The organism is Rahnella aceris (assembly GCF_011684115.1).
Taxonomy (GTDB): domain Bacteria; phylum Pseudomonadota; class Gammaproteobacteria; order Enterobacterales; family Enterobacteriaceae; genus Rahnella; species Rahnella aceris.
On record NZ_JAADJV010000001.1, the window covers coordinates 740,526 to 763,999 of the forward strand.

The following is a 23,474-nucleotide window of genomic DNA, read 5'->3' on the forward strand; positions in this document are numbered from 1 at the left end:
TACCGCTGATGTTTCGGACTATAACCACCTTGTGTAAGCGTTTGCACAGGCGGGTTTGAATTTTGGAGAGAAGATCACACAATGCGCATCTTTTTGTAGTGATTTATGGTGTGTAAGTTTAACGTATAACATAGTTTTTAAGGCGACATTCATCATTGCTAAATCAGATTTTAAAGGGTTGTTTGTATAAAGTGTTGACTGACTGTCGTTACGTACCCTACAAAAATGTTATACCTTCACATTCAGGAGCGACAATGAAAATTACCCACCTTACTGCCCTGGTACTGATGTCATTAAGTCTCAGCAGCCAGGCCGTCCGGGCAGCAGAGGGACAGTTACTTGTCTGGGAAGATATTAAGAAATCTTCCGGTATTTCCGACGCGGTGAAAGATTTTGAAAAAGAGAACAACGTCAAAGTCGTGGTGCAGGAAACGCCTTATGCACAACAAACGGAGAAATTACGTCTGGATGGTCCGGCAGGTATCGGCCCCGACGTCGTCGTGATCCCCAATGATCAGCTGGGCACGGCAGTGGTACAGGGTTTACTGGCGCCACTGAATCTCGACAAAGCGTTTCTTGCGAGCTTTACGCCGCCAGCCTTGAACGCCTTCCAGCTTAAAGGCCAGACCTATGGTGTGCCGAAAGCGGTGGAAACGCTGGTGCTGATTTACAACAAAGATTTGCTGCCACAGGCACCGGCAACGCTCGACGAGTATTACACCTTCTCCAAAGCCGAAAGGGCGAAAGGTAAATATGGTCTGTTAGCCAAGTTTGACGAAGTGTATTACGCCTACGGCGCGATGGCTTCGATGGGCGGCTATATATTCGGTAAGGATGCTAAAGGCGAAATCAACGTTGAAGATATCGGCCTGAATAAACCGGGCAGCATTGAAGCCATTACTTACCTGAAGAAATTCTATGCCGACGGGTTATTCCCGGCAGGGATTGTCGGCGATAACGGCCTGAACGCCATCGACTCGCTGTTTACTGAAAAGAAAGCGGCTGCGGTGATCACCGGTCCCTGGGCCTTCCAGCCGTATGAAGCTGCTGGCATTAACTATGGCGTGAAAGCGCTGCCGCTGTTGCCAAACGGCAAACCGATGAGTTCGTTCCTCGGCGTAAAAGGTTATGCGGTTTCAACCTACAGCAAGCAAAAACCGCTGGCGGAAAAATTCATCACCTTCATCAACCAGCCGAAGTACGCCAAGGTGCGTTACGAAGTGACCAAGGAAATCCCGGCACTGACGGCGCTGGTTAACGATCCGATGATTAAAAACGATGAAAAAGCCAACGCGGTAGCCGAGCAGTCAACCCGCGCCACGGCGATGCCGGGTGTACCTGAAATGCAGGAAGTCTGGGGGCCTGCGAACAACGGCATCCAGTTGGGTGTGACTGGCAAACAGCCGGTTGATGCCGCGCTGAACGACGCGGTGAAAAATATCCAGATGCAAATCGAAGCGGCGAAAGCCAGCAACGAATAACCGGCAACGCCTGCTGAAACCCACGTATGTCTGACCGGAGGGAGTGATTTCACTCCCTCACCAGTGAAAGGAACATCTTTGTGTCTATGCGTCTTCATGAGGAAAACCAGGCGCCACTCTCTGCCAGCCACCATGCACCGGTGGCGCTGGCTGTGGCGCTGATCCCCGGTTTTGGGCAGTTTTATAACCGGCAATGGGCCAAGGGAATACTGTTTTTTATCATTCTTATTTGTTTCGCCGGCGTCTTCTATGATTTCCTGCGTCAGGGATTATGGGGTTTATATACACTGGGCGAAGAAGTGCCGCGTGATAATTCGATATTTCTGCTCGCCAAAGGCATTATCAGCCTGCTGATTGGCGCGTTCGGCGTGGCCTTTTATTACTGGAGTCTGCGCGATGCGTGGGCAAATGGTAAACGCCGCGACCAGGGGATGGAATTACCCAGCGTGCGCAAGCAATATCATTTGCTGCTGCGTGAAGGTTTCCCTTATCTGATGATTACGCCGGGCTTTATTTTGCTGGTGTTTGTGGTGGTCTTCCCGATTATATTCGGCTTCTCCATTGCTTTTACCAATTATAATTTATACCACACGCCGCCGGCTAAATTAGTCGACTGGGTGGGGTTCAAAAACTTTATTAATATCTTCACGCTCAATATCTGGCGTTCGACCTTGCTGGATGTATTGCAATGGACGGTGGTCTGGACCGTGCTGGCGACCACGCTGCAATGTACGGTTGGCGTGATGCTGGCAATTCTGGTGAACCAGAAAGATTTGCGCTTCAAGGCGCTGATCCGCACCGTGCTTATTTTGCCGTGGGCGGTGCCGGGTTTTGTCACCATTCTGGTGTTTGCGGGCATGTTCAATGATTCATTCGGTGTCATCAATAACGGCATTCTGGCTGCCTTAGGAATTGAGCCTAAAGCCTGGCTGACCGATCCGTTCTGGACCAAAACGGCGCTGATCCTGATGCAGACCTGGCTGGGCTTCCCGTTTGTGTTTGCCATGACTACCGGCGTATTGCAGGCCATTCCGAACGATTTATATGAAGCCGCGACAATGGATGGTGCCAGTACCTGGAAGAAACTTAAAACCATTACATTGCCGCTGGTCTTATATTCCATTGCGCCGATTATTATTACGCAATACACCTTCAACTTTAATAACTTCAATATTATCTATCTGTTTAATAACGGCGGCCCGGCAGTGGCCGGTTCGAATGCAGGCGGGACGGATATTCTGGTGTCGTGGATATATAAACTCACCATGTCATCTTCACAATATGCCATTGCCGCGACCATTACGATTTTGCTGTCGATATTTGTGGTCGGTATTGCTCTGTGGCAATTCCGCTCAACCAATTCATTTAAACAAGATGATATGGCGTAACCGGGGGAAGGGCATGAGTAAGAACAGCAGTATTAAAAGAAACCGGTTTATCCGCCTCGGGCTGAGTTATTTCCTGTTGCTGATTGTGGCGGTGATCATTATTTATCCGCTGATCTGGACCGTCGGCGCATCACTGAATGCCGGTAACAGCCTGCTCAGCACGTCGATTATTCCGGAGAACGTCTCGTTCCAGCATTACAAAGACCTGTTTAACGGCGAAGTGAATTATGTCGGCTGGTACTGGAACTCGATGAAAATCAGTTTTCTGACCATGATCCTGACCCTGATTTGTGTCAGTTTCACCGCCTATTCCTTCTCGCGTTTTCGCTTTAAAGGCCGCAAAGACGGGCTGATGCTGTTTCTGTTATTGCAGATGATCCCCCAGTTTTCCGCGCTGATCGCCATCTTTGTGCTGGCGCAGTTACTCGGGCTTATCAACAGTCATCTGGCACTGGTGCTGATTTACGTCGGCGGCATGATCCCGATGAACACCTATCTGATGAAAGGCTATCTCGACGCCATTCCGAAAGATCTGGATGAATCAGCGCGGATGGACGGCGCGGGCAATTTCCGCATTTTCATCGAAATCATCATGCCTTTGTCCAAGCCGATTCTGGCCGTGATCGCGCTGTTTTCCTTCACCGGACCGCTGGGTGATTTCATTCTTTCCAGCACCATTTTACGCACACCGGATAAGTACACCTTACCGATTGGTCTGTACAACCTGGTCGCGCAAAAAATGGGTGCCAACTACACCATGTACGCCGCTGGCGCGGTACTGATCGCCGTGCCTGTCGCCATTTTCTATCTGGCTTTACAAAAATACTTCGTTTCCGGCCTGACGGCTGGCAGTACAAAAGGATAATCCGATGACTTTCTTTTCTAAGAAGATTTTCAACAAAAGCGCAATGGCCTGCGTGCTGCTGGCGGTGTCATTTTCCGGGGTGGCGCAGGAGGTGGTGATTAAAAAAGTCGCCAACGTCCCGGCGGATTTCATCAAAGGTGCGGATATCTCGACGCTGATTGACGTCGAAAAACACGGCGGCAAGTTCTTTGATCAAAACCACAAGCAGACCGACGCGATGGTGATCCTCAGACAAAACGGTTTCAACTACGTGCGTCTGCGCTTGTGGGTGGATCCGAAAGATGCGCAGGGGCATCCGTACGGTGGCGGTAATAACGATCTGGCCACCACGCTGGAGCTGGCGAAACGCGCCAAAGCGCAGGGTTTTAAAATCCTGCTCGATTTCCATTACAGCGATTTCTGGACTGATCCGGGTAAACAGTTCAAGCCAAAAAGCTGGGAGAAAATGGATTATCCGCAACTGAAAACTGCCATTCATGATTACAGCCGCGAGGTGATCGCCAGATTCCGTGCACAAGGCACCGTGCCGGATATGGTGCAGGTCGGCAACGAAATGAACGGCGGCATTTTATGGCCTGAAGGCAAAAGCTGGGGCGCAGGCGGCGGGGAGTTTGACCGTCTGGCCGGGTTGCTGAATGCGGCGATTGCCGGTGTGCGTGCTGATGAAAAAAATCCTTCTGATATCAAAATCATGCTGCATCTGGCCGAAGGCACTAAGAACGACACCTTCCGCTGGTGGTTCGATGAAATTAATCAGCGCAAGGTGCCTTACGACGTGATTGGCCTGTCATTTTATACCTACTGGAACGGTCCGGTTTCCGCGTTGCAGACCAACATGGACGACATCAGCAAGCGCTACAACAAAGACGTGATCGTGGTGGAAGTGGCTTACGGCTATACCACCAAAAACTGTGATGCGGCTGAAAACAGCTTTACCGAAAAAGAAGCCAAAGACGGCGGCTATCCGGGCACGGTGCAGGGGCAGGCTGATTTCCTCAGCGACATGATCAAAAGCCTGGTCGCGGTGCCGGATCATCGCGGCAAGGGTCTGTTCTACTGGGAACCGACCTGGATCGCCGTTGACGGCGCAGGCTGGGCGACCCCGGCCGGGATGACCTACATCAACGACCACTGGAAAGAGGGCAATGCCCGCGAAAATCAGGCGTTGTTCAGCTGTGACGGTCAGGTTCTTCCTTCCATCAAAGTCTTCAATTAATCCCTTTTTCCCCGGCTTGATTGGCCGGGGAGTTGATATTTCTTAAAGTTCCTAAGGACCCAAGCATGACGAAATTTCCTCTTCTGAGCAGTAAGATTTCCGGGCTATTACATGGTGCGGATTACAACCCGGAACAGTGGCTGGAAAGCCCCGATGTGCTGATTCGCGATGTCGAAATGATGAAAGAGGCGCGCTGTAATGTCATGTCAGTCGGAATTTTTAGCTGGTCAGCGCTGGAGCCTGAAGAAGGTCATTTTACCTTTGGCTGGCTGGATCAGGTGCTGGACAAATTGCATGAAAATGGCATCTCGGTATTTCTTGCCACACCAAGCGGCGCACGTCCGGCGTGGATGTCGCAAAAGTATCCTGAAGTCCTGCGCGTCGGGCGTGACCGCGTAAAAGCACTGCACGGCGGGCGTCACAATCACTGTATGAGTTCGCCGGTGTATGCCGAAAAAGTGCAACTGATGAACAGTGCGCTGGCGAAGCGTTACGCCCATCATCCGGCGGTGATTGGCTGGCATATTTCCAACGAATACGGCGGCGAGTGCCATTGCCATTACTGCCAGACCCGTTTCCGCGACTGGCTGAAAGCCCGTTACGTCACGCTTGATGCGCTGAATCAAGCCTGGTGGAGCACTTTCTGGAGCCACACCTATACCGACTGGGCGCAGATCGAATCGCCGTCGCCGCAGGGCGAAAGCGGCATTCACGGCCTGAATCTCGACTGGCGTCGTTTTAACACCGATCAGGTCACGCGTTTTTGCAGCGAGGAAATCCGCCCGCTCAAAGCGGAGAATCCGGCGTTACCGGCGACCACCAATTTCATGGAATATTTCTACGATTACGATTACTGGAAACTCGCCAGCGTGCTGGATTTCATCTCGTGGGACAGCTATCCGATGTGGCATACCCGCAAAGATGATATCGGTCTGGCGGCGTACACCGCGATGTATCACGATTTAATGCGTACGCTGAAACAGGGCCAGCCGTTTGTGCTGATGGAATCGACACCGAGTTTCACCAACTGGCAGCCGGTCAGCAAACTGAAAAAGCCGGGCATGCATATTCTGTCTTCTTTGCAGGCGGTCGCTCATGGTTCGGATTCTGTGCAGTATTTCCAGTGGCGTAAAAGCCGCGGTTCGTCAGAAAAATTCCACGGCGCGGTCGTCGATCACGTCGGGCATATCGATACCCGTGTCGGGCGCGAAGTGGCCGAACTGGGCGGGATTCTATCGGCGCTGGCTCCGGTGGCGGGCAGCCGCGTAGAAGCCAGAGTGGCAATTATCTTCGACTGGGAAAGCCGCTGGGCGATGGACGATTCCCTCGGACCGCGCAATCAGGGACTGGAATATGAAAACACTGTTGCCGGACATTACCGCGCACTGTGGTCGCAGGGCATTGCGGTCGATGTGATCAATGCCGATTGCGATTTAACCGGTTACGACCTGGTGATTGCGCCGATGCTGTATATGGTGAGGGCAGGCGTCGGCGAGCGGATCACCGCGTTCGTGCAGGCCGGCGGGCGGTTCGTCGCGACTTACTGGAGCGGTATCGTTAACGAAAGCGATTTGTGTTTCCTCAACGGATTCCCTGGACCGTTGCGTCCGGTACTGGGTATCTGGGCGGAAGAAATCGACAGCCTGACCGACGATCAGCACAACAGCGTCAGCGGCACTGAAGGCAATGCGCTGGGGTTAAACGGCCCGTATCGTGCCAGCGAATTGTGTGAAGTGATCCACCTGGAAGGTGCGGCCGCACTGGCGACGTACGGTGACGATTTCTACGCCGGCACGCCCGCCGTGACCGTGAATCTGTTTGGCAAAGGGCAGGCGTATTATCTGGCTTCCCGAAACGATCAGCAATTCCACGCCGATTTTTATACCGCGCTGGCGAAAGAAATGAAGCTGCCACGGGCGATAGCCACCGATCTGCCTGAAGGTGTCACTGCCGCACGACGCACCGACGGTGAAAGTGAATTTATCTTCCTGCAAAACTATGCCGCCGACAGCCAGACGGTGACATTGCCGGATGATTACCGCGATATGGTTCACGGCGGTATATTACCGCGCACACTGACGCTTCCGGCATTCGGTTGTCAGATCCTGTCGCGGCGTTTATCTGTTATTTCTTAACCCATTATTTTTAACAGCGACGTGCAATCAGGATTTCCCGGTTGCACGTTTTTTTTCATTCCTGAAAGAGAGTGTTCATCATGGTAAATATTAAAGACTTTATGCATGTATTCTCTGCGAAGAATAAAACGCCTGACAATGAAGTTCCGCCATCGACTGACGTGGCGTTATTAATTGATGCACTCGGCGGGCGCGATAATATTGTGAATGTCGATGCCTGTATTACCCGCCTGCGCGTGACGGTAAAAGAACTTAAGCGCGTGAACTCCGGTGCTATCCAGCAGACCGGTGCGATTGGCGTGGTGATCATCGGTCAGGAAGTACATGCGATATTCGGTAAGCAATCCGACAGCCTGAAGAAACTAATGACTGAGAAGTTTGGACTGAAAAGTAATTAAACGCTGTTGCTGAAATAATCCCAAAAATAAAGGCAGCCCGACACAAGGCTGCCTTTATTGTTTCTGCTTTTTATAAATAATAATGATGCTGCTGTGCGGAGAAAAAACGTAACGATCCCCTACAAGAGAAATTAAGTTTTTATCTGTCGCTGTATAACAATGAGGATATTTCTTTTTGTACAATATGACTTCACATTTCCAAAATTATTGGAGTTGTAGCCAGGCGGCAAGTGAACGAATCCCGATGAGCTGACTGAAGTCAGTGATTCGGGTGAGTAAACGTAGCCAACGCAGCAACAGCTTCAAGAATGAAGGAAATTTACCACCAGGCTTCCACCTGAACCCCAAAGTTCCACGTATCCGCTTTGGTATGGTCGTCAAACGTATCGCCATGCTCAGAATCATTCAGATAAGACGCGAACACACGCAATTCAGGGCGTGACATAAACTCCGGACCGGCTGCCAGACCCATCGCCAGCGTATATTTCTGACCGCCTTGCTTGTAGTTCGAGCCGTTCTTGTAATCATCTTTCTGATAGAAGGTACCGACTTCACCGATGGTACGCACGTATTCTGTCCACTGGTATTGCGCGCGGCCTACCAGAGAAACCAGCTCAGTCGTGTCGGTGTAATCCGTAATGTTTTCTGCATGGCCGTAGGTCAGCACATGGTTGAGGCTGAACTTACTGGTGATCGGAATCAGACCGGTGATGATGCCACGATAGCCGGTGGCGTCATTGGTGTAGTTCCACATATCGTACCAGCCACCGCCCTGCGAAATCATGTTCTGCGCCAGGCCCTTATCCGCGTACTGCAACACCAGTTTGTTATAGCCGCCCCACATATCCTGACTGATTTCACCGGTCAGCATCACGCCGTTATCCGCATCGTACAGGCCGCCGTACTCTTTCTGGTCATGCGACAGGTTTGGCATGGCGTAGTCGGCACCGATTTCCATCCAGGCACCGCTCCACGGTTTGATCCCGGCATAACGCACGTCGATGTAGTTAATGTTCACATCGTTATTGCCATCCACGCGGTAATCCACATCATTGGCATCGCCACGGATCCACGCCAGAGAAAGCGCACCTTCACCCATTTTCAGGTTCTCAATACCGGCACCGGCACCGGAAATGTTCCAGTATTTGGTATCGATGATGTGTAAGTCGTGGCGCTGGTAATAACGTTTACCGCCCCAGATCACTGCATCTTTATCCCACGGCACCAGTCCTTTGATTTGCAGATTCAGCTGACGCAGGCCGAACTGTGCATCATCATTCAGGGTGTTTTCATCATCATTGGAGCCGTCAGACACCATACTGACCATCGAGTCGACGTAAAAACTCACGTCGTCTTTCTTGTAAACTTCGCTGCCCAGTTCGACTTCGCCGTAGGTGTCATCTTCGTTACCCAGACGCCCGACTTTGTTTTTCTGGAACTGTTCCAGACCGCCACCGCCAGAAACCCCCAGCCCCGAACGCAGATATCCATGGAAATCAATATCATTTGCCACAGCAGGGCCCGCTGTGATGGCGAGGGAAACCGCCACAGCCAGAGTGCGTAAGTTGTGTTTCATTTTTTTTCCTTATGATTGTATGACGTTCACATTTACGAAATCTATAAGATACCCAGAAACAATAATGATCAATTTTACATATTGTGAAATGTGAGATATGTCTACAACTTATGAATTAATGATAAATCAGGAGTGATGTAAATCACGATTATATGCAATGTTAACGTATAACTTATGCAGCAACGAACGCCCGGATTGAACTTTTAAATGAGATCCCGTACGTTGGCTCGATTATCATAAGATTGAGCAAAATCACGGGCTGCTGTGTGGGGAAAGAATGAAATCAAAAAGTTCGACATTAGAAGATGTTGCCCGCTATGCCGGTGTTTCGTACCAGACGGTTTCGCGGGTGTTAAACAAATCGGCCAATGTTTCAGATGCCACGCGTCTGAAGGTCGAACAGGCCATTGAAGTTCTGCGCTATGTGCCGAACCGGCTGGCGCAGCAACTGGTTGGAAAGCAGAGTTTTACCATCGGACTGGTCACCACATCACTGGCCTTACACGCGCCGTCGCAAATTGCGGCGTCAGTGAAAAAATATGCCCATCAGGCCGGGTATCAGGTGTTGATTTCAATGATTGATGAGGACGTCAATCAGAGCATTCAGGACTCCATTAACGAGCTGAAATCACAACGCGTTGACCGCATGATCATTAACATCCCGCTGGAAAGTGCCGAGGCTGAGCGGATTTATGAAAACAACCGCGACATTCTGTGTCTGTTTCTCGATGTCGACCCGACCAGTCCGGTGTTTAACGTCTGCTTTAATCCGGCTGACGGGTCGCGTGCCAGCGTGGAATATCTGCATGATTTAGGGCATCGGGAATTTGCCTTGCTGGCGGGGCCGGAAGATTCTGTGTCTTCCCGTTTGCGTCTGAAAAGCTGGCAGGAAACGCTGGCAGAGAAGGGCATTCAGCCGGTGACCGTCATCCACGGTGACTGGAGTGCGAAAAGCGGTTATTACTGCGCGTTGCAGATTTTGCGTGAAACTCCGCAATTCACCGCCATGCTGGTGGGCAATGACCAGATGGCGCTGGGCGTCATCAGTGCGTTGCATCAGCACAATGTGGCCATTCCGCAGCAGGCGTCGATCATTGGCTACGATGACACGTACGACAGCGCATTCTTCCATCCGTCACTGACCACCGTGTCACTGGATCTCGATTTGCAGAGCAAAGAGGCGGTTGAACATTTACTGGCCGAAAGTGCGGAGGTGATGTCATCCAAAATTCTGCCTGCGAAACTGGTGGTGCGTAATTCGACCCGTGCGCCCGGGCAGCAGGATAAAGATCTCAATCAGATAGCCGATCAGCTCGATCTTCTGGCGCGGCAGTTGCGGGGCCAGTAAGAAAACGCTTTAATTCCCGGCTTATTGAAAAGCAGAATGAAATTTCCATTGAAACATCAGATGAACAGGCAAAAGGACGTGATGAAATGACGCTATGGCAGTGTTATGTGCAGGGCTGGAAAAAGTATGTGGATTTCCGTGGTCGGGCGAGCCGCAAGGCGTTCTGGACCTTTGCGCTGGGTAATTTGCTGATTATTATTTTGCTGACGATGGGCGTGTCATTCCTGTTCGCGCTGGCGGGTAATCCTTACAGCATTTTCTACGCGGGTGTCGCTTACACCCTGTTTGCGCTGGCGACGGCATTACCGTTGCTGGCGGTCGGTGTCCGGCGTATGCACGACATCAACCGTTCCGGCTGGTGGTTTGGTGGCGTTTATCTGGCTGGTATTGTCTCGCGCCTGCTGAATACGATCCTGATGCAATACGCTTCACCGGAAACCTATGTCTGGATGAAAATCACGCTGGGCATCGTGCTGGGCTGGATCCCGCTGCTGGTGATGGTTTTCCTGTGCTGCCAGAAATCACAGCCTGCGCCGACCACACAAACCCGCATTGTTGAGTAACGTCACGCTGAAAGCATTATTGCGCATTTAATCCGACAAGTTTGCCGCCAGTTGCGCGGCAAACACCTCCAGTTTTGCCAGCCCCCACGACCAGTCGCCGAATCCTGATTCCACATTGATATGTCCGGCTTCGCCGATATCTGCCAGCTCGCAGCGCCACGCCTGTGCCCAAAATTCCGCGCGGGTAAAGGTCAGCAGCGGATCGGTATGGCTGGCGACCAGCAGCCCCGGCACGGCCAGCGGTGCAGGGAGAATGTCATCACCCAGTCCGAACCGCACAGGCTCGGCGGGGGCGACCAGCATGACACCCGCCACGCGTTGCGGATGACGGTTCGCCCACACCAGACTGGCAAGCGCGCCAAAACTGTGGCCGATCAGCAGCAGCGGGGATGTCGCCTGTTTTTGCTCGCGATCGATGGCGGTGATCCAGCCCTCGAGATCAACCTGCGCCCAGTTGCGCTGTTTTATACGCAGCCAGTGCGGATGCTGCTCATGCCAGCGGCTTTGCCAGTGTCCGGCCTCGCTGTCACGTAATCCGGGCACCAGCATGCGGGTGAATTCAGGGGACGAATTCATTGCGGGAAAGCCATCAGCACGGTGGCAATCGCCAGCAAATCAGCACTGCCGCCGGGGCTGAGATTGCGGGCGATCAGGGCGCGGTCCATCTGCTGCAAATCCTCTGTCTTCCAGCCCGTTATCAGCAACCGGCGGGCGTAGTCCTGCACGAAATGTAATCCGTCCAGCCCGCCGCGTGCTACCAGATTGGTATCGGGGTTATAGGCCATCAGGCGCAGCAAAGCATTAAGACTGCGGCGCCCGGAATGGCTTTCCTGATACCAGTACGGAAAAACGTGACGGCGTAAAGTGAGGAACCCGCTCTGCACTTCGCCACGGGCACCGGTCATGCCGTGCGCCATAAACAGCCGTTCACCGGCAGTCACCGGCTGGCGGCAGCTTTGCAATTCACGTTCAACCAGCCCTTGCGTCATGGCGGCCACTTCAGCGCATAAGCGGTGGCGGGTCAGTGGCTGGCTTTGGCCGGTCAGCCTGCCTGCGGCGGTGCACAATAATCCCAGTGAAAAGATGCCGCCTTTATGCGTATTAACGCCTTGTGTGGCACCGAACATCGCCTGTTCGCAGGCTATTCCGGTCGGGCGGATGCGCGTCAGCATCGCCTGCGCCGGTTGCAGGAAATCCTGCTGACCAAGGGCGAAAAACTGATGCAGCCAGGGCGTGATGGCGTCAATGCTGCGCAGAAACAGAGGTAAATCCATGTCGCGGTGCGAGCCGTTATTGGCGCTGTCGACCAGTCCCGGTTTGGGCGTCAGCCACACTTCACGGCGCAACGCCTCTGCCGCCAGCGTAGCGATGTCCGTGCAGGCGGGGTGTTCAGCGCGTGCGGTGCCAGCCATCAATCAGTGCCTCCACTTTAGCGATAACGTCCACGAGCGGGTGCTGACGTGAACGGGCGCAGGCATGCGCAGGACCGTCGCAAATCAGGCAGCGGCGGCTGGCATTGTCCAGCGAACGGCGGCCAACAACACCCGCCTGCGGGCAGATCACATCGAAATCCCATAAACGCCCGAGGGCATGCGATTGTTCCAGTTCAACCGTGGCCGCTTTCACTTCCGGCGCAGGATGTGCCACGCACCAGAATGCTTCGGCGCCGGTCGGCAGCCAGAAAACCTGATGTTTCAGCACCGGCCAGCCGTGTTGCAGCAGCATAACTTCGGCACGTTGCAACGCCTCGCGCATCACCTGACGCCAGGCCACGGAGTCTTTCACCGGCCCCGGCGTCACCAGCGTGAGTGAAATCAGCGGTTGTGAGAATTGAGTCAGCCAGTCGGTTTGCCGTTTGGCACGCAGTTCCTTTGCTGCCAGCAAATCCTCCAGGCTGACGCCTGCATCCGCAGGCGTCATGATGGTCATTATGCGTCCTCTTTTACCTGATGAACCACGTCGATCACGCTGCCGTCGCGATAGCGGATAACGCCCACCACACGGTCAGTGAATTCAATCGGTTTCGGCTCGCCGGTCAGGGAAATCGCCCGCTGATACAACGCTTCGATATCCATGATTTTCATGCCAGCCTCTTCCAGCCGCTGACGGATTTCAGGACGTGCCGGATTGACGGCGATGCCGTGGTCAGTCACCAGCACATCGATGCTTTCCCCCGGTGTGACGCGGGTGGTGACGCGACGTACGACTGTCGGAATTCGGCTGCGCAGTAAAGGCGCGACGACAATGGTCAGATTGGCCGCACTGGCGACATCGCAATGACCGCCGGACGCGCCACGCATAACGCCGTCGGAACCCGTGATCACGTTAACGTTAAAGCCGGTGTCAATTTCCAGCGCACTCAGAATGACAATATCCAGTTGATCGCAGCTCGCGGCTTTGGCTCCCGGATTGGCATAAACGTTGGTAGAAATCTCGATATGCTGCGGGTTACGGCTAAGTGACGCCGCAGCCTGACCGTCGAAACATTGCGTATCCAGCAACGTTTCAATCAGGCCTTTTTCATGTAAATCCACCAGACTGCCGGTGATGCCCCCGAGGGCAAAACGGGCGGTGATCTGGTTGCGTTCCATTTTCTCTTCCATGAAACGGGTGCAGGCCGTAGCCGCTGCGCCGGAACCGGTTTGCATTGAAAAGCCCGGCTTGAAATAGCCGGAGTATTCGATGACTTCAGCCGCCGTGCGGGCGATCATCAGTTCGCGCGGATTACTGGTCACCCGCGCTGCGCCGACGCTGATTTTTGCCGGATCGCCGACCTGATCGACTTTAACGATGTAATCCACCTGATCCTGCACCAGGCTGGCGGGCATATTAGGGAAGGGCACCAGTTCTTCGGTCAGCAGCACCACGGTTCTGGCGAACTGTGCATCCACCATCGCGTAGCCCAGCGAACCGCAGCAGGATTTACCGTGCGTGCCGTTGGCATTGCCGAATTCATCGCTGCATGGCACGCCGAGAAACGCGACATCAATCTTCAGCTCGCCGTCCTGCAATAATTTAACCCGACCGCCGTGTGAGTGGATTTGTACCGGTTCTTCCATCAGCCCGTGAGAAATGGCATCGGCCAGTTTGCCACGCATCCCGGAGGTATAAATACGGGTGATGACGCCGTTGCGGATAGGTTCGATCAGCGCATCGTTGCAGGTCATCAGCGAACTGGACGCCAGCGTGAGGTTTTTAAAACCGAGCTTCGCCAGTGTGGCGACGACGTTATTAATGACCTGATCACCTTCACGGAAAGCATGGTGGAAGGAAATGGTCATGCCGTCTTTCAGGCCGCTGCGGGCGATCGCCTGTTCCAGTGAATCGCAAAGTTTACGGTGCAGGCGGGCATCGGGATCGGAAAGATACGGCGTATTGCGGTGCGCGCCGTCAAAGGCAGTCAGATGCCTGAGCTGCGGATAAAGACTGTGCAAAGTTTCAGTTAAATGACTCATTATCTTGATATTCCTGTGCAAAATTGAGGGCTAGCGACGGATGCCGGATGCACTGGCGCGTTCCAGTACCACCTGCGCATGGTTAATGATCGGGCCATCGATCATCTTGCCGTTGAGCGAAATTACGCCCAGACCCTTGCGCTCGCCTTCCTCTGCGGCGGCAATCACGCGGTGCGCATAGTCGACATCTTCCTGCGTCGGTGCGTAAGCGTTATGCAGCAGCTCAATCTGTCGCGGGTTGATCAGGGATTTGCCGTTAAAGCCCATCTTGCGGATCAGTTCCACTTCACGCAGGAAACCGGCCTCATCGTTGATGTCGGAATACACCACATCGAAGGCGTCAATTCCGGCGGCGCGTGCCGCGTGCAGCACGGCGCAACGGGCATAAAACAGTTCGGTACCGTCGCCGCGCTCGGTTTGCATGTCCATCACATAATCGAAAGCCGCCAGCGCGATGCCGATAAGACGCGGCGAGCAGCGGGCGATCGCCACGGCGTTAATCACACCAATGGCCGATTCGATGGCCGCCATAATTTTGGTGGAGCCAACTTCGCGACCGCAGTCTTTCTCGATGCGTTCGATATGCGCTTCCAGCTCAAAAATATCTTCCGGCGTATCGGTTTTGGGTAAGCGCACCACATCCACGCCCGCCCGCACCACGGCCTCGAGATCTTTAAGGCCAAAGGGGGTGCTGAGCTGATTGATGCGCACCACGGTTTCAATATCGCGATACATCGGGTGTTGCAGGGCATGAAATACCAGAATGCGCGCGGTATCTTTTTCGCGCAGCGAAACGGCATCTTCCAGATCAAACATGATGGAGTCAGGGCGATAGATAAATGCCGTGGATAACATGGCGGCGCTGGACCCCGGCAGGAACAGCATACTGCGGCGGAGTTTTTTCATCGTAATGTCTCCCAGTTAATCTCTTCAGCCTGTGCCGCACGCAGTACTGCACTTTGTACCCGGGCGCGGATCACACAATCCAGCGCACCTTTGTCTTCGATAATCACCAAACCCGCGATGACGCCGAGTGCACTCAGCGTGTCATTCACTACACTGCGGATCTGGTCGCCAAATTGTTTGGCGACCTCGCTGCTGATCACCACATTCAGCTCACTGGCCGGGGCGATTTTTACCAGTAAATCGCTGGATTCAACCGTGCCTGCCAGCGCCTCCTTCACAATTTTCATCAATATTTCCTGCTGTTAACAAAGTGAGGGTGAAATAATAAGAACATCGTCATGCGCCGGTTCTGCGGGCGCAGTGGCGGAATAGTGTTGTTCAAGGTGTACATAAGTGCTGAGCGGAACAATGTCCCGGATGCGCGGTAACTGATGCGCCCGGAGCAGCGCACGCACTTCTGAGGCCGAAATGGCCCGGCCGCTGGCGTGACGTTTGCGCGGCAACTCAATCACCTTCAGCGGTGGCGACGTCAGGCGTGCGGGCGCTTCCAGCCAGTCATGCATGTCGCAGTTGTACTGATGGGTCACCGGACAGAAAGGCTCACTGCCGACAAAACGGTGGGTAATGCCTAACGCCGGTGCGATGTACTGACGAAAAATCAGCAAATCCATCACGCTCCACGCCTGATTCACCAGCCCGGCGTCCTTGAGAAAATAGCCGGGAAAAGTTGCGCGGGAGATCAGGTATTCAGAACCGGCATGCACCGTCACGTTGGGCAGGTCCGCGACACCCAGACGGACCATTTCAAGACGTTCTTTAAACGGGAAATACGACACATCTTCGCTCACCACAAACACATGCAACCAGTCGCAGGTTGCCGCTGCCTGTTCTGCCAGAAAGCGATGCCCGAGGGTGAACGGGTTGGCATTCATTACCACGGCACCGATGCGCTGGCCGCTGTGATGATGGCGTTGCAACCCGCGGCAATAATGGCTGATGCCCACCGGCGTGTTTTCCATCAGCACGGCAACGTCATCCCATTGCACCAGCGGGTAAAATCCGCAGCCGCGAAAGCGCTGCAGATTCGATGGCCGCGTATAGAGAAATAAATGGAATTTGCCGCCGGACACCGCCAGATTTTCCACTTCACCCAGCAATCTGGCGCTGAGATTTTCCCCGCGCCAGTCGGCGGCCACGGCGACGCATTTGATAGTGTTGCTGACCAGACCGGCACAGCCGACCAGCCGGCGGCCGGAGCAGGCCACCACGAACTGCTCAATGTCGTCATCCATGCCTAACTGGCTTTGCTGCAACAGGGTGCGGATATCCTCCAGCATGCCTTCCGGCGGCTGGCTGACACTGATGACATGAAAGTCCGGTTGGTCACGGCTGAACATAATGCGTTCCTGATGTCGGCTGTAAGTCAAAGCGATGTTTAAAACGCCGGGCTGAATGCCCGGCCAGTTCGGTCAGTGTTAACCGGTTAGTGGGCTGCCTGGGCATGACTCACCTGACGGCTGGCGGCAACCTTCGTGTCTGCTGCGACAATCATATTGCTGAGATGACCAATCTTTTCGATTTCTACTTCGATACGGTCGCCGGGTTTCATAAACAGCGGCGGTACGCGCTTTTTACCCACGCCGCCCGGTGAGCCGGTAATGATCACGTCACCGGCACTCAGCGAGGTAAAGGTGCTGATGTACTCAATCAGTTCGGCGACTTTGTGGATCATGCTGCGGGTGTTGTCGTCCTGCACCATGTGGCCGTTCAGCCAGGTGCGGATCGCCAGGGTGTGCGGGTCGGGGATTTCATCGGCGGTGGTCATCCACGGTCCGAACGCACCGGTTTGCGGCCAGTTTTTACCGGCGGTAAACCAGGTGTGCTGCCAGTCACGGGCGGAGCCGTCCATATAACAGCTATATCCTGCGACATGAGTAAGTGCATCTTCGCGGGAGATATTTTCCCCCGCAGAACCGATAATCACCGCCAGTTCACCTTCGTAATCGAACTCGACAGAAAGGCTCGGTTTGATAACGGGAGAGGCATGGCCGGTTTGGGAATCGGCGAAGCGGACGAACAGCGTCGGGGCCGGATTATGCTGATCAAACTCTTTACGCTTTTCGGCGTAATTCATGCCGACACAGAGAATTTTTTCCGGATTCTGGATCACCGGCAGAAAAGTCAGGTCGTCGAAATCCACATCAGCGGGCAGGGCAGCCAGCGCCTGGGCCTGTGCCAGTGCATTGCCTGCCAGCAGGGCTTTGAGGTCGGGATAACGTTGCCCGAGATGACGGCCGAGGTCGATCATGCCGCGCTCTGTCGCGATGCCGTAGGACTTGCGTCCCTGATAGAGATAACTTGCCAGTTTCATAAAAATGTCCTGAATTAAAAAAGGGTTAGCCCGGCGTCAGACAAGGAAGTTGCCAAGCACCAGCAGGGAGACTGAAACATTGATGGCGCCGCCAATGCGCGTGGCAATTTGGGCAAACGGCATCAGTTGCATGCGGTTACCCGCTGTCAGAATGGCGACGTCACCGGTACCGCCCTGACCGCTCTGGCAGCACGAAACAATGGCCACATCAATCGGGTGCATGCCAATTTTCTTGCCGACGAAGAAGCCGGTGGCGACCAGCGCCGCAACGGTGCTGACAATGACCAGGAGATTAGAAATGGTGAATGCGGCGACCAGTTCATTCCACGGTGTGATGGCCACGCCGACGGCGAACAAAATCGGGTAGGTGACGGAAGTCTGGAAGAATTTGTACACCACCTGAGAGCCTTCCAGCAGGCGGGGTGAAACGCCGTGCGCCAGTTTCAGGCCAACGGCCGCAAACAGCATGCCGACCGGTGCAGGAAGACCAATCAGTTTGTGTAACAGCATGCCCACCATATACAGCAGAACGGCCAGCAGGGCGCCTGCCGCGATGGTGGTGACATCCGTTTTACCACCGGTGCCGCTCAGCTTGCTGCTGTCAGCGGTGGCATTTTTGGAGGACGGCATCAGCTGGCCTTCGCCGGTCAGATGCGGATAGCGTTTACCCAACTGGTTGAGCGAGCCGGAAATGACGATAGCGGTCAGACCCCCCAGCATCACGATAGGCAGAATGCGACCCAGCGCTACGCCCTGATCCATATGCAGGATGGCTGCATAACCGATGGAAAGTGGAATCGCTCCTTCACCGACGCCACCGGCCATAATCGGCAGGATCAGGAAGAAGAAAATCTGGAAAGGTTCCATGCCCAGCGACAGACCCACGCCCATCCCGACCAGCATGCCGACCACTTCGCCACACAGCATCGGGAAGAAAATACGCATGAAACCCTGGATCAGCACTTTGCGATCCATGCTCATGATGCTGCCCACGATGATGCAACAAATGTAGAGATACAGAATGTTGGTGCTTTTATAGAACTTGGTGGTGGATTCCACCACGACATCCGGCAGCAGGCCGTAATAGACCAGCGCGGAAGGAATGAACGTGGCGCAAATCGCTGCCGCGCCCATCTTGCCGATGAAAGGAAGACGTTTGCCGAATTCGCCGCAGGCGAATCCAAAGAACGCCAGCGTGGCGACCATGACCACGATGTCGCTCGGCAGTTTGCCGTCGAGACAATCTATTGCGATAAGCAACCCCGCCATGGCAAACAGCGGCAACGGAATAATGCCGATTTTCCAGGTGTCGAGAATGTGCCACCATTTTTCTTTTAATGAGAGCTGTTTTGCGGAAGAAACTCCCGCGGGAACAGAATAAGTGTCGTCGGTTGTACTCATGATGAATCCCCTGTGTCAATTTGTGCAGGGAGTGTAAGAGAAATAATAACCGGTAATATGTGAAGTGCCGCAAATTAGACAGGGTGTTTTAAAGGAGCGAAAGGTTTTTATGGTTTTAATTAATTTAAAAACGCGTGATGCGTTTATTTTCTCGTGGTTTTTATGGTGTTATTTGTAATTATAATATTACTGTTAATTTATCGTGAAATAGCTGTTGTGAATTATGTGTTGTGCCGTCAGAGGCTTGCAGTGCCTGAAGGTGTTCTGCGGCATGCCTCGCAACTTTGATCCTTCATTCTGACGGAAATACCGGAGAATGATAATCTTCACGTACTGTTTGTTAATATCACGGTCTGGCGATAGGTTCTCCGATGCGGTTCCGTCCTTCTTTTCAGATAAAGCTTTTTGTTTATCTTGTTCTGTTATTTATGGCGCTTTTTTCGCTGACAGGTGTTTATTACTATCACGATATAGAACGTCAGTTATATGAAGATATGGGTATTCGTGCAAAAGTTCAGGCAGAGGAAATTGCACTTATTCCCTCATTAATTACCGCAGTTGAAAATAAGGACATTTCAGCAATTAACAGTTTAATGAGGAATATTTCTGCTCACAGCGATGCCAGTTATATGGTGATCGGCGATGGTAAAGCGATACATCTGTTTCATTCGATTTATGCTGACCGCGTCGGAAAAACGCTGGTCGGAGGGGACAACGAAGAAGTGCTGGCGGGTAAAAGCACCACCACCATCCGGCTGGGCGGGATCGGGCTGTCGCTGCGCAGTAAAGCACCGATCGTGAACGCGCAAGGCAAGGTGATGGGTATCGTTTCTGTCGGCTATCTCACCAGCCACATCAACAGTCTGACCGTTGAAAAAGCCATCCGCATTTTACTGGCGGCCGCCACCTTGCTGCTGGCGTTGTTTACCTTTTCATGGTTTTTTTCACGTTCGATTAAACGACAGATGTTTGCGCTGGAGCCCCGGGAAATCGGCCTGCTGGTGCGTCAGCAAAAGGCGCTGATGGAGTCGATTTACGAAGGGGTGATCGCCATTGATGCGCACTCCCGCGTGGCGGTCATCAACCAGGCGGCCAAAAAGCTGCTCAACCTTGACGTGCCGTCCCGTGAACTGCGTGGTCAGCCGCTCAGGCAGGTGATTGCGCCGGTCAGTTTCTTTGACCCGCAGGTCATGCTGGAAAAAGACATTCACGACGAAATCTGCCTGTTCAATAACCTGACCGTGATTGCCAGTCGGGTGCGGATCATGCTGGAAGACCAGCTTCAGGGCTGGGTGATCACTTTTCGGGATTGCAGCGATATCGACCGGCTCAGCATCCAGCTAAGTCAGGTGCAGCGCTATGCCGATAACCTGCGGGTGATGCGGCATGAACAGCTCAACTGGACGGCAACGCTCGCTGGCCTGCTGCATATGGGACGCTACGACGAGGCGATTCGTTATATCGAGGCCCAGTCTGAAAGTGCGCAGGAATTGCTGGATTTCGTTTCAGAGCGGTTCTGCTCGCCAAGGTTGTGCGGTTTATTACTCGGAAAATATGCCCGTGCCCGGGAAAAAGGTGTTGAGCTCACATTCGATCCTGCCTGTGAATTAACGTATCTGCCTGCTGCGCTCAGTGAAACTGAACTGATGTCGATCATCGGCAACCTGCTGGATAACGCCATCGAAGCCACGTTACTGCGCGGCAGTGATGCCGGGCCGGTTGAAGTGTATGTCGTTTCCGGCACGGATGAGCTGGTGATTGAAGTCGCTGACCACGGCATCGGGATTGCGCAGGAGCGGCGCGAACAGATTTTTGCGCTGGGGGTGACATCCAAAACGCAAGGCGATCACGGGCTGGGACTGCATCTGGTTGCCAGCTATGTCAGCCATGCGGGCGGAACCATTGAAGTGTCCGATAATCCGCCGAGCGGCGCTGTTTTCTCGGTCTTTATTCCGGTGTGCTGCCCTGAAGAAAAAGGTGGCTTTATGCCGGTAATCCCCGACCAGAAGAACTGGAAGAGAGCAAATGATGCAAGCTGAAATGATTGACGTAATGATTGTTGAAGATGAAAACCAGCTGGCACAACTGTATGCCGAACTGATTGATAATCACCGCTGGTTGCGACTGGTGGGTGTCGCATCCACGCTGCATGAAGCGAAAGTGCTTATCGAAGAAAAGCGGCCGCAACTGCTGTTGCTGGATAACTATTTGCCTGACGGTCAGGGGATTTCACTGATTGAGGATGACCTGCTGAAGAGAACACCCTGTTCGGTGATTTTTATCACCGCCGCCAGCGACATGAATACCTGCAGTCAGGCGATCCGCTGTGGTGCTTTTGATTACATCCTCAAACCGGTGTCGTGGAACAGGCTGCAACAATCGCTGGATCGCTTTATCCAGTTCAGCCAGACACAGCGGACCTGGAAAGTGGTGGATCAGCAAAACGTAGACAGCCTTTATCAGCTCCAGGCGAAGGATTTCACGCCGAAAGCGGGTAATAAAGGCATCGAGGAAAACACGCTGAATCTGGTGGAAGGCATCTTTATGCAGGATGCCGGACGCTGCTATTCAGTGGATGAAGTCGTCAGCGAAACGGGGTTGAGTAAAACCACTGCCCGCCGCTATCTCGAACACTGTGTGCAGAAAGGCGATTTGAAAGTCGACATGCTCTACGGGAAAATCGGCCATCCCCGCCGGATGTACCGGCGGGCATAACCGCAGTAAGTCATGCTGTCCTTTTGGCCTTCGGGTATTTCCACAACCAGCGGCCGCTGGCCATACGCCAGTAGAAAAACAGGCCGCGCACGATCCAGTCGAGGAACATTCCCAGCCAGATGCCGACTACGCCGAAACCCAGGACGATCCCGAGGAAATAGCCCACCACAATACGGCAGCCCCACATCCCGAGCATAGAAACGTACATGGTAAAGCGGGCATCACGCGCTCCTTTCAGGCCCGCAGGCAATACCCACGAGGCAGCCCAGAAAGGCATAAAGGCGGCGTTCAGCCAGATAAGGATTTTGACGACGTCGATAACATCCTGTTCGTTGGTGTAAAACCGTGCCAGCAAACCGGCAAATGGCATTGAAAGGAAGGCCAGAACACACAGTCCGAAGGTGGAAAGCCAGAAAATATGGCGCAACTGGCGCTCAGATTGGGCAATTTGCCCTTTGCCCAGACGTGTTCCCACGATAATGGTCGAGGCAGAACCCAGCGCGTTGCCCGGCAGGTTGATCAGCGCCGCAATCGAGAAGGCGATAAAGTTACCGGCAATCACATTGGTGCCCATGCCTGCGACAAAAACCTGCGTCAGTAATTTACCGCCGTTAAACAATACCGATTCGATACTGGCCGGAATACCAATGCCTAAGACTTCGCGCAGAATGTTGGTATTGAGCGGCAGAAAATAGCTTTTCAGCGAGATTTTCAGGGACGGATTGAAACCAATCATCAGCACGAAAATGACGGCCACCGCGCCGATATAACGTGAAATGGTCAGCCCCAGTCCGGCACCGATAAAGCCCAGACCGTGCCAGCCGAAACAACCATAGATCAGCACACTGCTGATCACCAGATTGAGGATGTTCATCCCGCCGTTAAGTAACATCGGTATTTTGGTGTTACCCGCACCACGCAAAGCACCGGAACCGATCAGGGCAATGGCTGCCGCCGGATAGCTCCAGCTGCTCATTTGCAGGTAAGACAGCGCCAGTTCTTTTACCTCCGGCTCGGCATTGCCGGCGATCATGTCGACAATTACATGTCCGGAAAATTGCAGAAGTATCGCCAGCAGTACGGCAAAAACGGTCATGATCGCTAGTGACTGACGTGCTGCCGCACGGGCGCGCTCGTGGTCGAGTTTACCGAGGCTGAACGCCACGACGACGGTGGTACCAAGATCGACAGCGGCGAAGAATGAAATCACCACCATATTGAAACTGTCGGCCAGACCCACGCCTGCCATTGCTTCCTTGCCCAGCCAGCTGACCAGAAAAGTACTCAGTACGCCCATCAGCAGTACGCAGGCATTTTCGAAGAAAATAGGGACAGCGAGGGGCGTTATTTCGCGCCAGAACAACGTACGGTAAGAACGCCGTTTCGGATACCAGGGCGTGCGCTCGATGGCTTTGCGCAAAGAGACGATGACGTTTTGCAAGAGAATTCCAGTGTGGAAGAAAGTAGAACAGCGTTTTAATTTATGATGGTAAAAGACTCTGCATTATGCAAAGTCTTTTTTAGGAAATCCTTAATTCCCCGCCATATTTCGTGCCGCAGATGGGGGGGCTGCGGTTAATAACCCGAATCACTGACTTAATGTCAGCTCACCGGGATTATCAAACTTGCCGCCTGCCTGCAACACGAACTCTTTTA

General features: G+C 53.4%; 21 protein-coding genes. 10 read left to right on the plus strand and 11 right to left on the minus strand.

Translation table 11 applies throughout. The annotated features are described in order from the left end of the window. The first annotated feature begins 254 nt into the window (after window positions 1-254). From GW591_RS03310 to GW591_RS03335, 6 genes are all read left to right on the plus strand, one after another. The gene (locus tag GW591_RS03310) at window positions 255-1,481 is read left to right on the plus strand and encodes an extracellular solute-binding protein (protein ID WP_013574910.1); all 1,227 of its coding nucleotides are present in this window, start codon (window positions 255-257) and stop codon (window positions 1,479-1,481) included. Between the two features lie 86 nt (window positions 1,482-1,567). After that, window positions 1,568-2,869: a carbohydrate ABC transporter permease gene (locus tag GW591_RS03315; RefSeq protein WP_015689635.1), complete on the plus strand. Its 1,302-nt coding sequence runs from the start codon at window positions 1,568-1,570 to the stop codon at window positions 2,867-2,869. Between the two features lie 13 nt (window positions 2,870-2,882). Beyond that, window positions 2,883-3,734: a sugar ABC transporter permease gene (locus GW591_RS03320; RefSeq protein ID WP_013574912.1), complete on the plus strand. Its 852-nt coding sequence runs from the start codon at window positions 2,883-2,885 to the stop codon at window positions 3,732-3,734. Between the two features lie 4 nt (window positions 3,735-3,738). Continuing rightward, window positions 3,739-4,950 (plus strand): glycoside hydrolase family 53 protein, encoded by a 1,212-nt coding sequence (locus GW591_RS03325; RefSeq protein ID WP_013574913.1) that lies wholly within the window; start codon window positions 3,739-3,741, stop codon window positions 4,948-4,950. 65 nt (window positions 4,951-5,015) lie between these two features. Next, a complete protein-coding gene (locus GW591_RS03330) occupies window positions 5,016-7,085 on the plus strand; it encodes a beta-galactosidase (protein WP_015689636.1) in 2,070 nt (689 codons plus the stop codon). Window positions 7,086-7,165: 80 nt separating this feature from the next. Next, window positions 7,166-7,483 (plus strand): glucose PTS transporter subunit EIIB, encoded by a 318-nt coding sequence (locus GW591_RS03335; RefSeq protein WP_013574915.1) that lies wholly within the window; start codon window positions 7,166-7,168, stop codon window positions 7,481-7,483. Window positions 7,484-7,802: 319 nt separating this feature from the next. On the opposite strand, the gene GW591_RS03340 is transcribed toward GW591_RS03335, so the two are convergent. Beyond that, the gene (locus GW591_RS03340; protein WP_013574916.1) at window positions 7,803-9,059 is read right to left on the minus strand and encodes a maltoporin; all 1,257 of its coding nucleotides are present in this window, start codon (window positions 9,057-9,059) and stop codon (window positions 7,803-7,805) included. Between the two features lie 277 nt (window positions 9,060-9,336). Here GW591_RS03340 and GW591_RS03345 point away from each other — a divergent pair, with 277 nt between their 5' ends. Beyond that, window positions 9,337-10,407 carry a LacI family DNA-binding transcriptional regulator gene (locus tag GW591_RS03345; RefSeq protein WP_013574917.1) on the plus strand — a complete coding sequence of 357 codons (1,071 nt, stop codon included), beginning with the start codon at window positions 9,337-9,339 and terminating at the stop codon, window positions 10,405-10,407. Between the two features lie 86 nt (window positions 10,408-10,493). Then, window positions 10,494-10,970: a DUF805 domain-containing protein gene (locus GW591_RS03350; RefSeq protein WP_013574918.1), complete on the plus strand. Its 477-nt coding sequence runs from the start codon at window positions 10,494-10,496 to the stop codon at window positions 10,968-10,970. Window positions 10,971-10,997: 27 nt separating this feature from the next. On the opposite strand, the gene GW591_RS03355 is transcribed toward GW591_RS03350, so the two are convergent. The 9 genes from GW591_RS03355 to GW591_RS03395 all read right to left on the minus strand — a co-directional run bounded on the left by GW591_RS03355 (window position 10,998) and on the right by GW591_RS03395 (window position 19,103). Then, complete coding sequence (locus GW591_RS03355) at window positions 10,998-11,546, minus strand: RBBP9/YdeN family alpha/beta hydrolase (protein WP_013574919.1); 549 nt, start codon at window positions 11,544-11,546, stop codon at window positions 10,998-11,000. Continuing rightward, window positions 11,543-12,382 carry a triphosphoribosyl-dephospho-CoA synthase CitG gene (citG, locus tag GW591_RS03360; protein WP_013574920.1) on the minus strand — a complete coding sequence of 280 codons (840 nt, stop codon included), beginning with the start codon at window positions 12,380-12,382 and terminating at the stop codon, window positions 11,543-11,545. Before citG ends, GW591_RS03355 begins: the two co-directional genes overlap by 4 nt. Next, window positions 12,360-12,899 carry a citrate lyase holo-[acyl-carrier protein] synthase gene (citX, locus tag GW591_RS03365; RefSeq protein WP_013574921.1) on the minus strand — a complete coding sequence of 180 codons (540 nt, stop codon included), beginning with the start codon at window positions 12,897-12,899 and terminating at the stop codon, window positions 12,360-12,362. The genes citG and citX overlap by 23 nt, the downstream gene beginning before the upstream one ends. Continuing rightward, complete coding sequence (gene citF / locus GW591_RS03370) at window positions 12,899-14,425, minus strand: citrate lyase subunit alpha (RefSeq protein ID WP_013574922.1); 1,527 nt, start codon at window positions 14,423-14,425, stop codon at window positions 12,899-12,901. Before citF ends, citX begins: the two co-directional genes overlap by 1 nt. 30 nt (window positions 14,426-14,455) lie before the next feature. After that, window positions 14,456-15,331: a citrate (pro-3S)-lyase subunit beta gene (gene citE / locus GW591_RS03375; protein WP_037035952.1), complete on the minus strand. Its 876-nt coding sequence runs from the start codon at window positions 15,329-15,331 to the stop codon at window positions 14,456-14,458. Next, entirely contained in the window at window positions 15,328-15,618 is a 291-nt protein-coding gene (gene citD / locus GW591_RS03380) for a citrate lyase acyl carrier protein (RefSeq protein WP_013574924.1), read from the minus strand. Before citD ends, citE begins: the two co-directional genes overlap by 4 nt. 15 nt (window positions 15,619-15,633) lie before the next feature. After that, complete coding sequence (gene citC / locus GW591_RS03385) at window positions 15,634-16,728, minus strand: [citrate (pro-3S)-lyase] ligase (protein WP_037035949.1); 1,095 nt, start codon at window positions 16,726-16,728, stop codon at window positions 15,634-15,636. A gap of 86 nt (window positions 16,729-16,814) precedes the next feature. Next, window positions 16,815-17,702: a fumarylacetoacetate hydrolase family protein gene (locus tag GW591_RS03390; protein WP_013574926.1), complete on the minus strand. Its 888-nt coding sequence runs from the start codon at window positions 17,700-17,702 to the stop codon at window positions 16,815-16,817. A gap of 36 nt (window positions 17,703-17,738) precedes the next feature. Next, a complete protein-coding gene (locus tag GW591_RS03395) occupies window positions 17,739-19,103 on the minus strand; it encodes a 2-hydroxycarboxylate transporter family protein (protein ID WP_037035946.1) in 1,365 nt (454 codons plus the stop codon). 371 nt (window positions 19,104-19,474) lie between these two features. On the opposite strand from GW591_RS03395, the gene GW591_RS03400 reads away from it, so the two are divergent. Both GW591_RS03400 and GW591_RS03405 read left to right on the plus strand, forming a co-directional pair. Then, the gene (locus GW591_RS03400) at window positions 19,475-21,142 is read left to right on the plus strand and encodes an ATP-binding protein (protein ID WP_166860095.1); all 1,668 of its coding nucleotides are present in this window, start codon (window positions 19,475-19,477) and stop codon (window positions 21,140-21,142) included. Beyond that, entirely contained in the window at window positions 21,132-21,818 is a 687-nt protein-coding gene (locus GW591_RS03405; protein WP_015689638.1) for a response regulator, read from the plus strand. The genes GW591_RS03400 and GW591_RS03405 overlap by 11 nt, the downstream gene beginning before the upstream one ends. A gap of 10 nt (window positions 21,819-21,828) precedes the next feature. Here GW591_RS03405 and GW591_RS03410 read toward each other — a convergent pair whose 3' ends face one another. Beyond that, window positions 21,829-23,259: an EmmdR/YeeO family multidrug/toxin efflux MATE transporter gene (locus tag GW591_RS03410; RefSeq protein ID WP_013574930.1), complete on the minus strand. Its 1,431-nt coding sequence runs from the start codon at window positions 23,257-23,259 to the stop codon at window positions 21,829-21,831. Window positions 23,260-23,474: the final 215 nt, after the last annotated feature.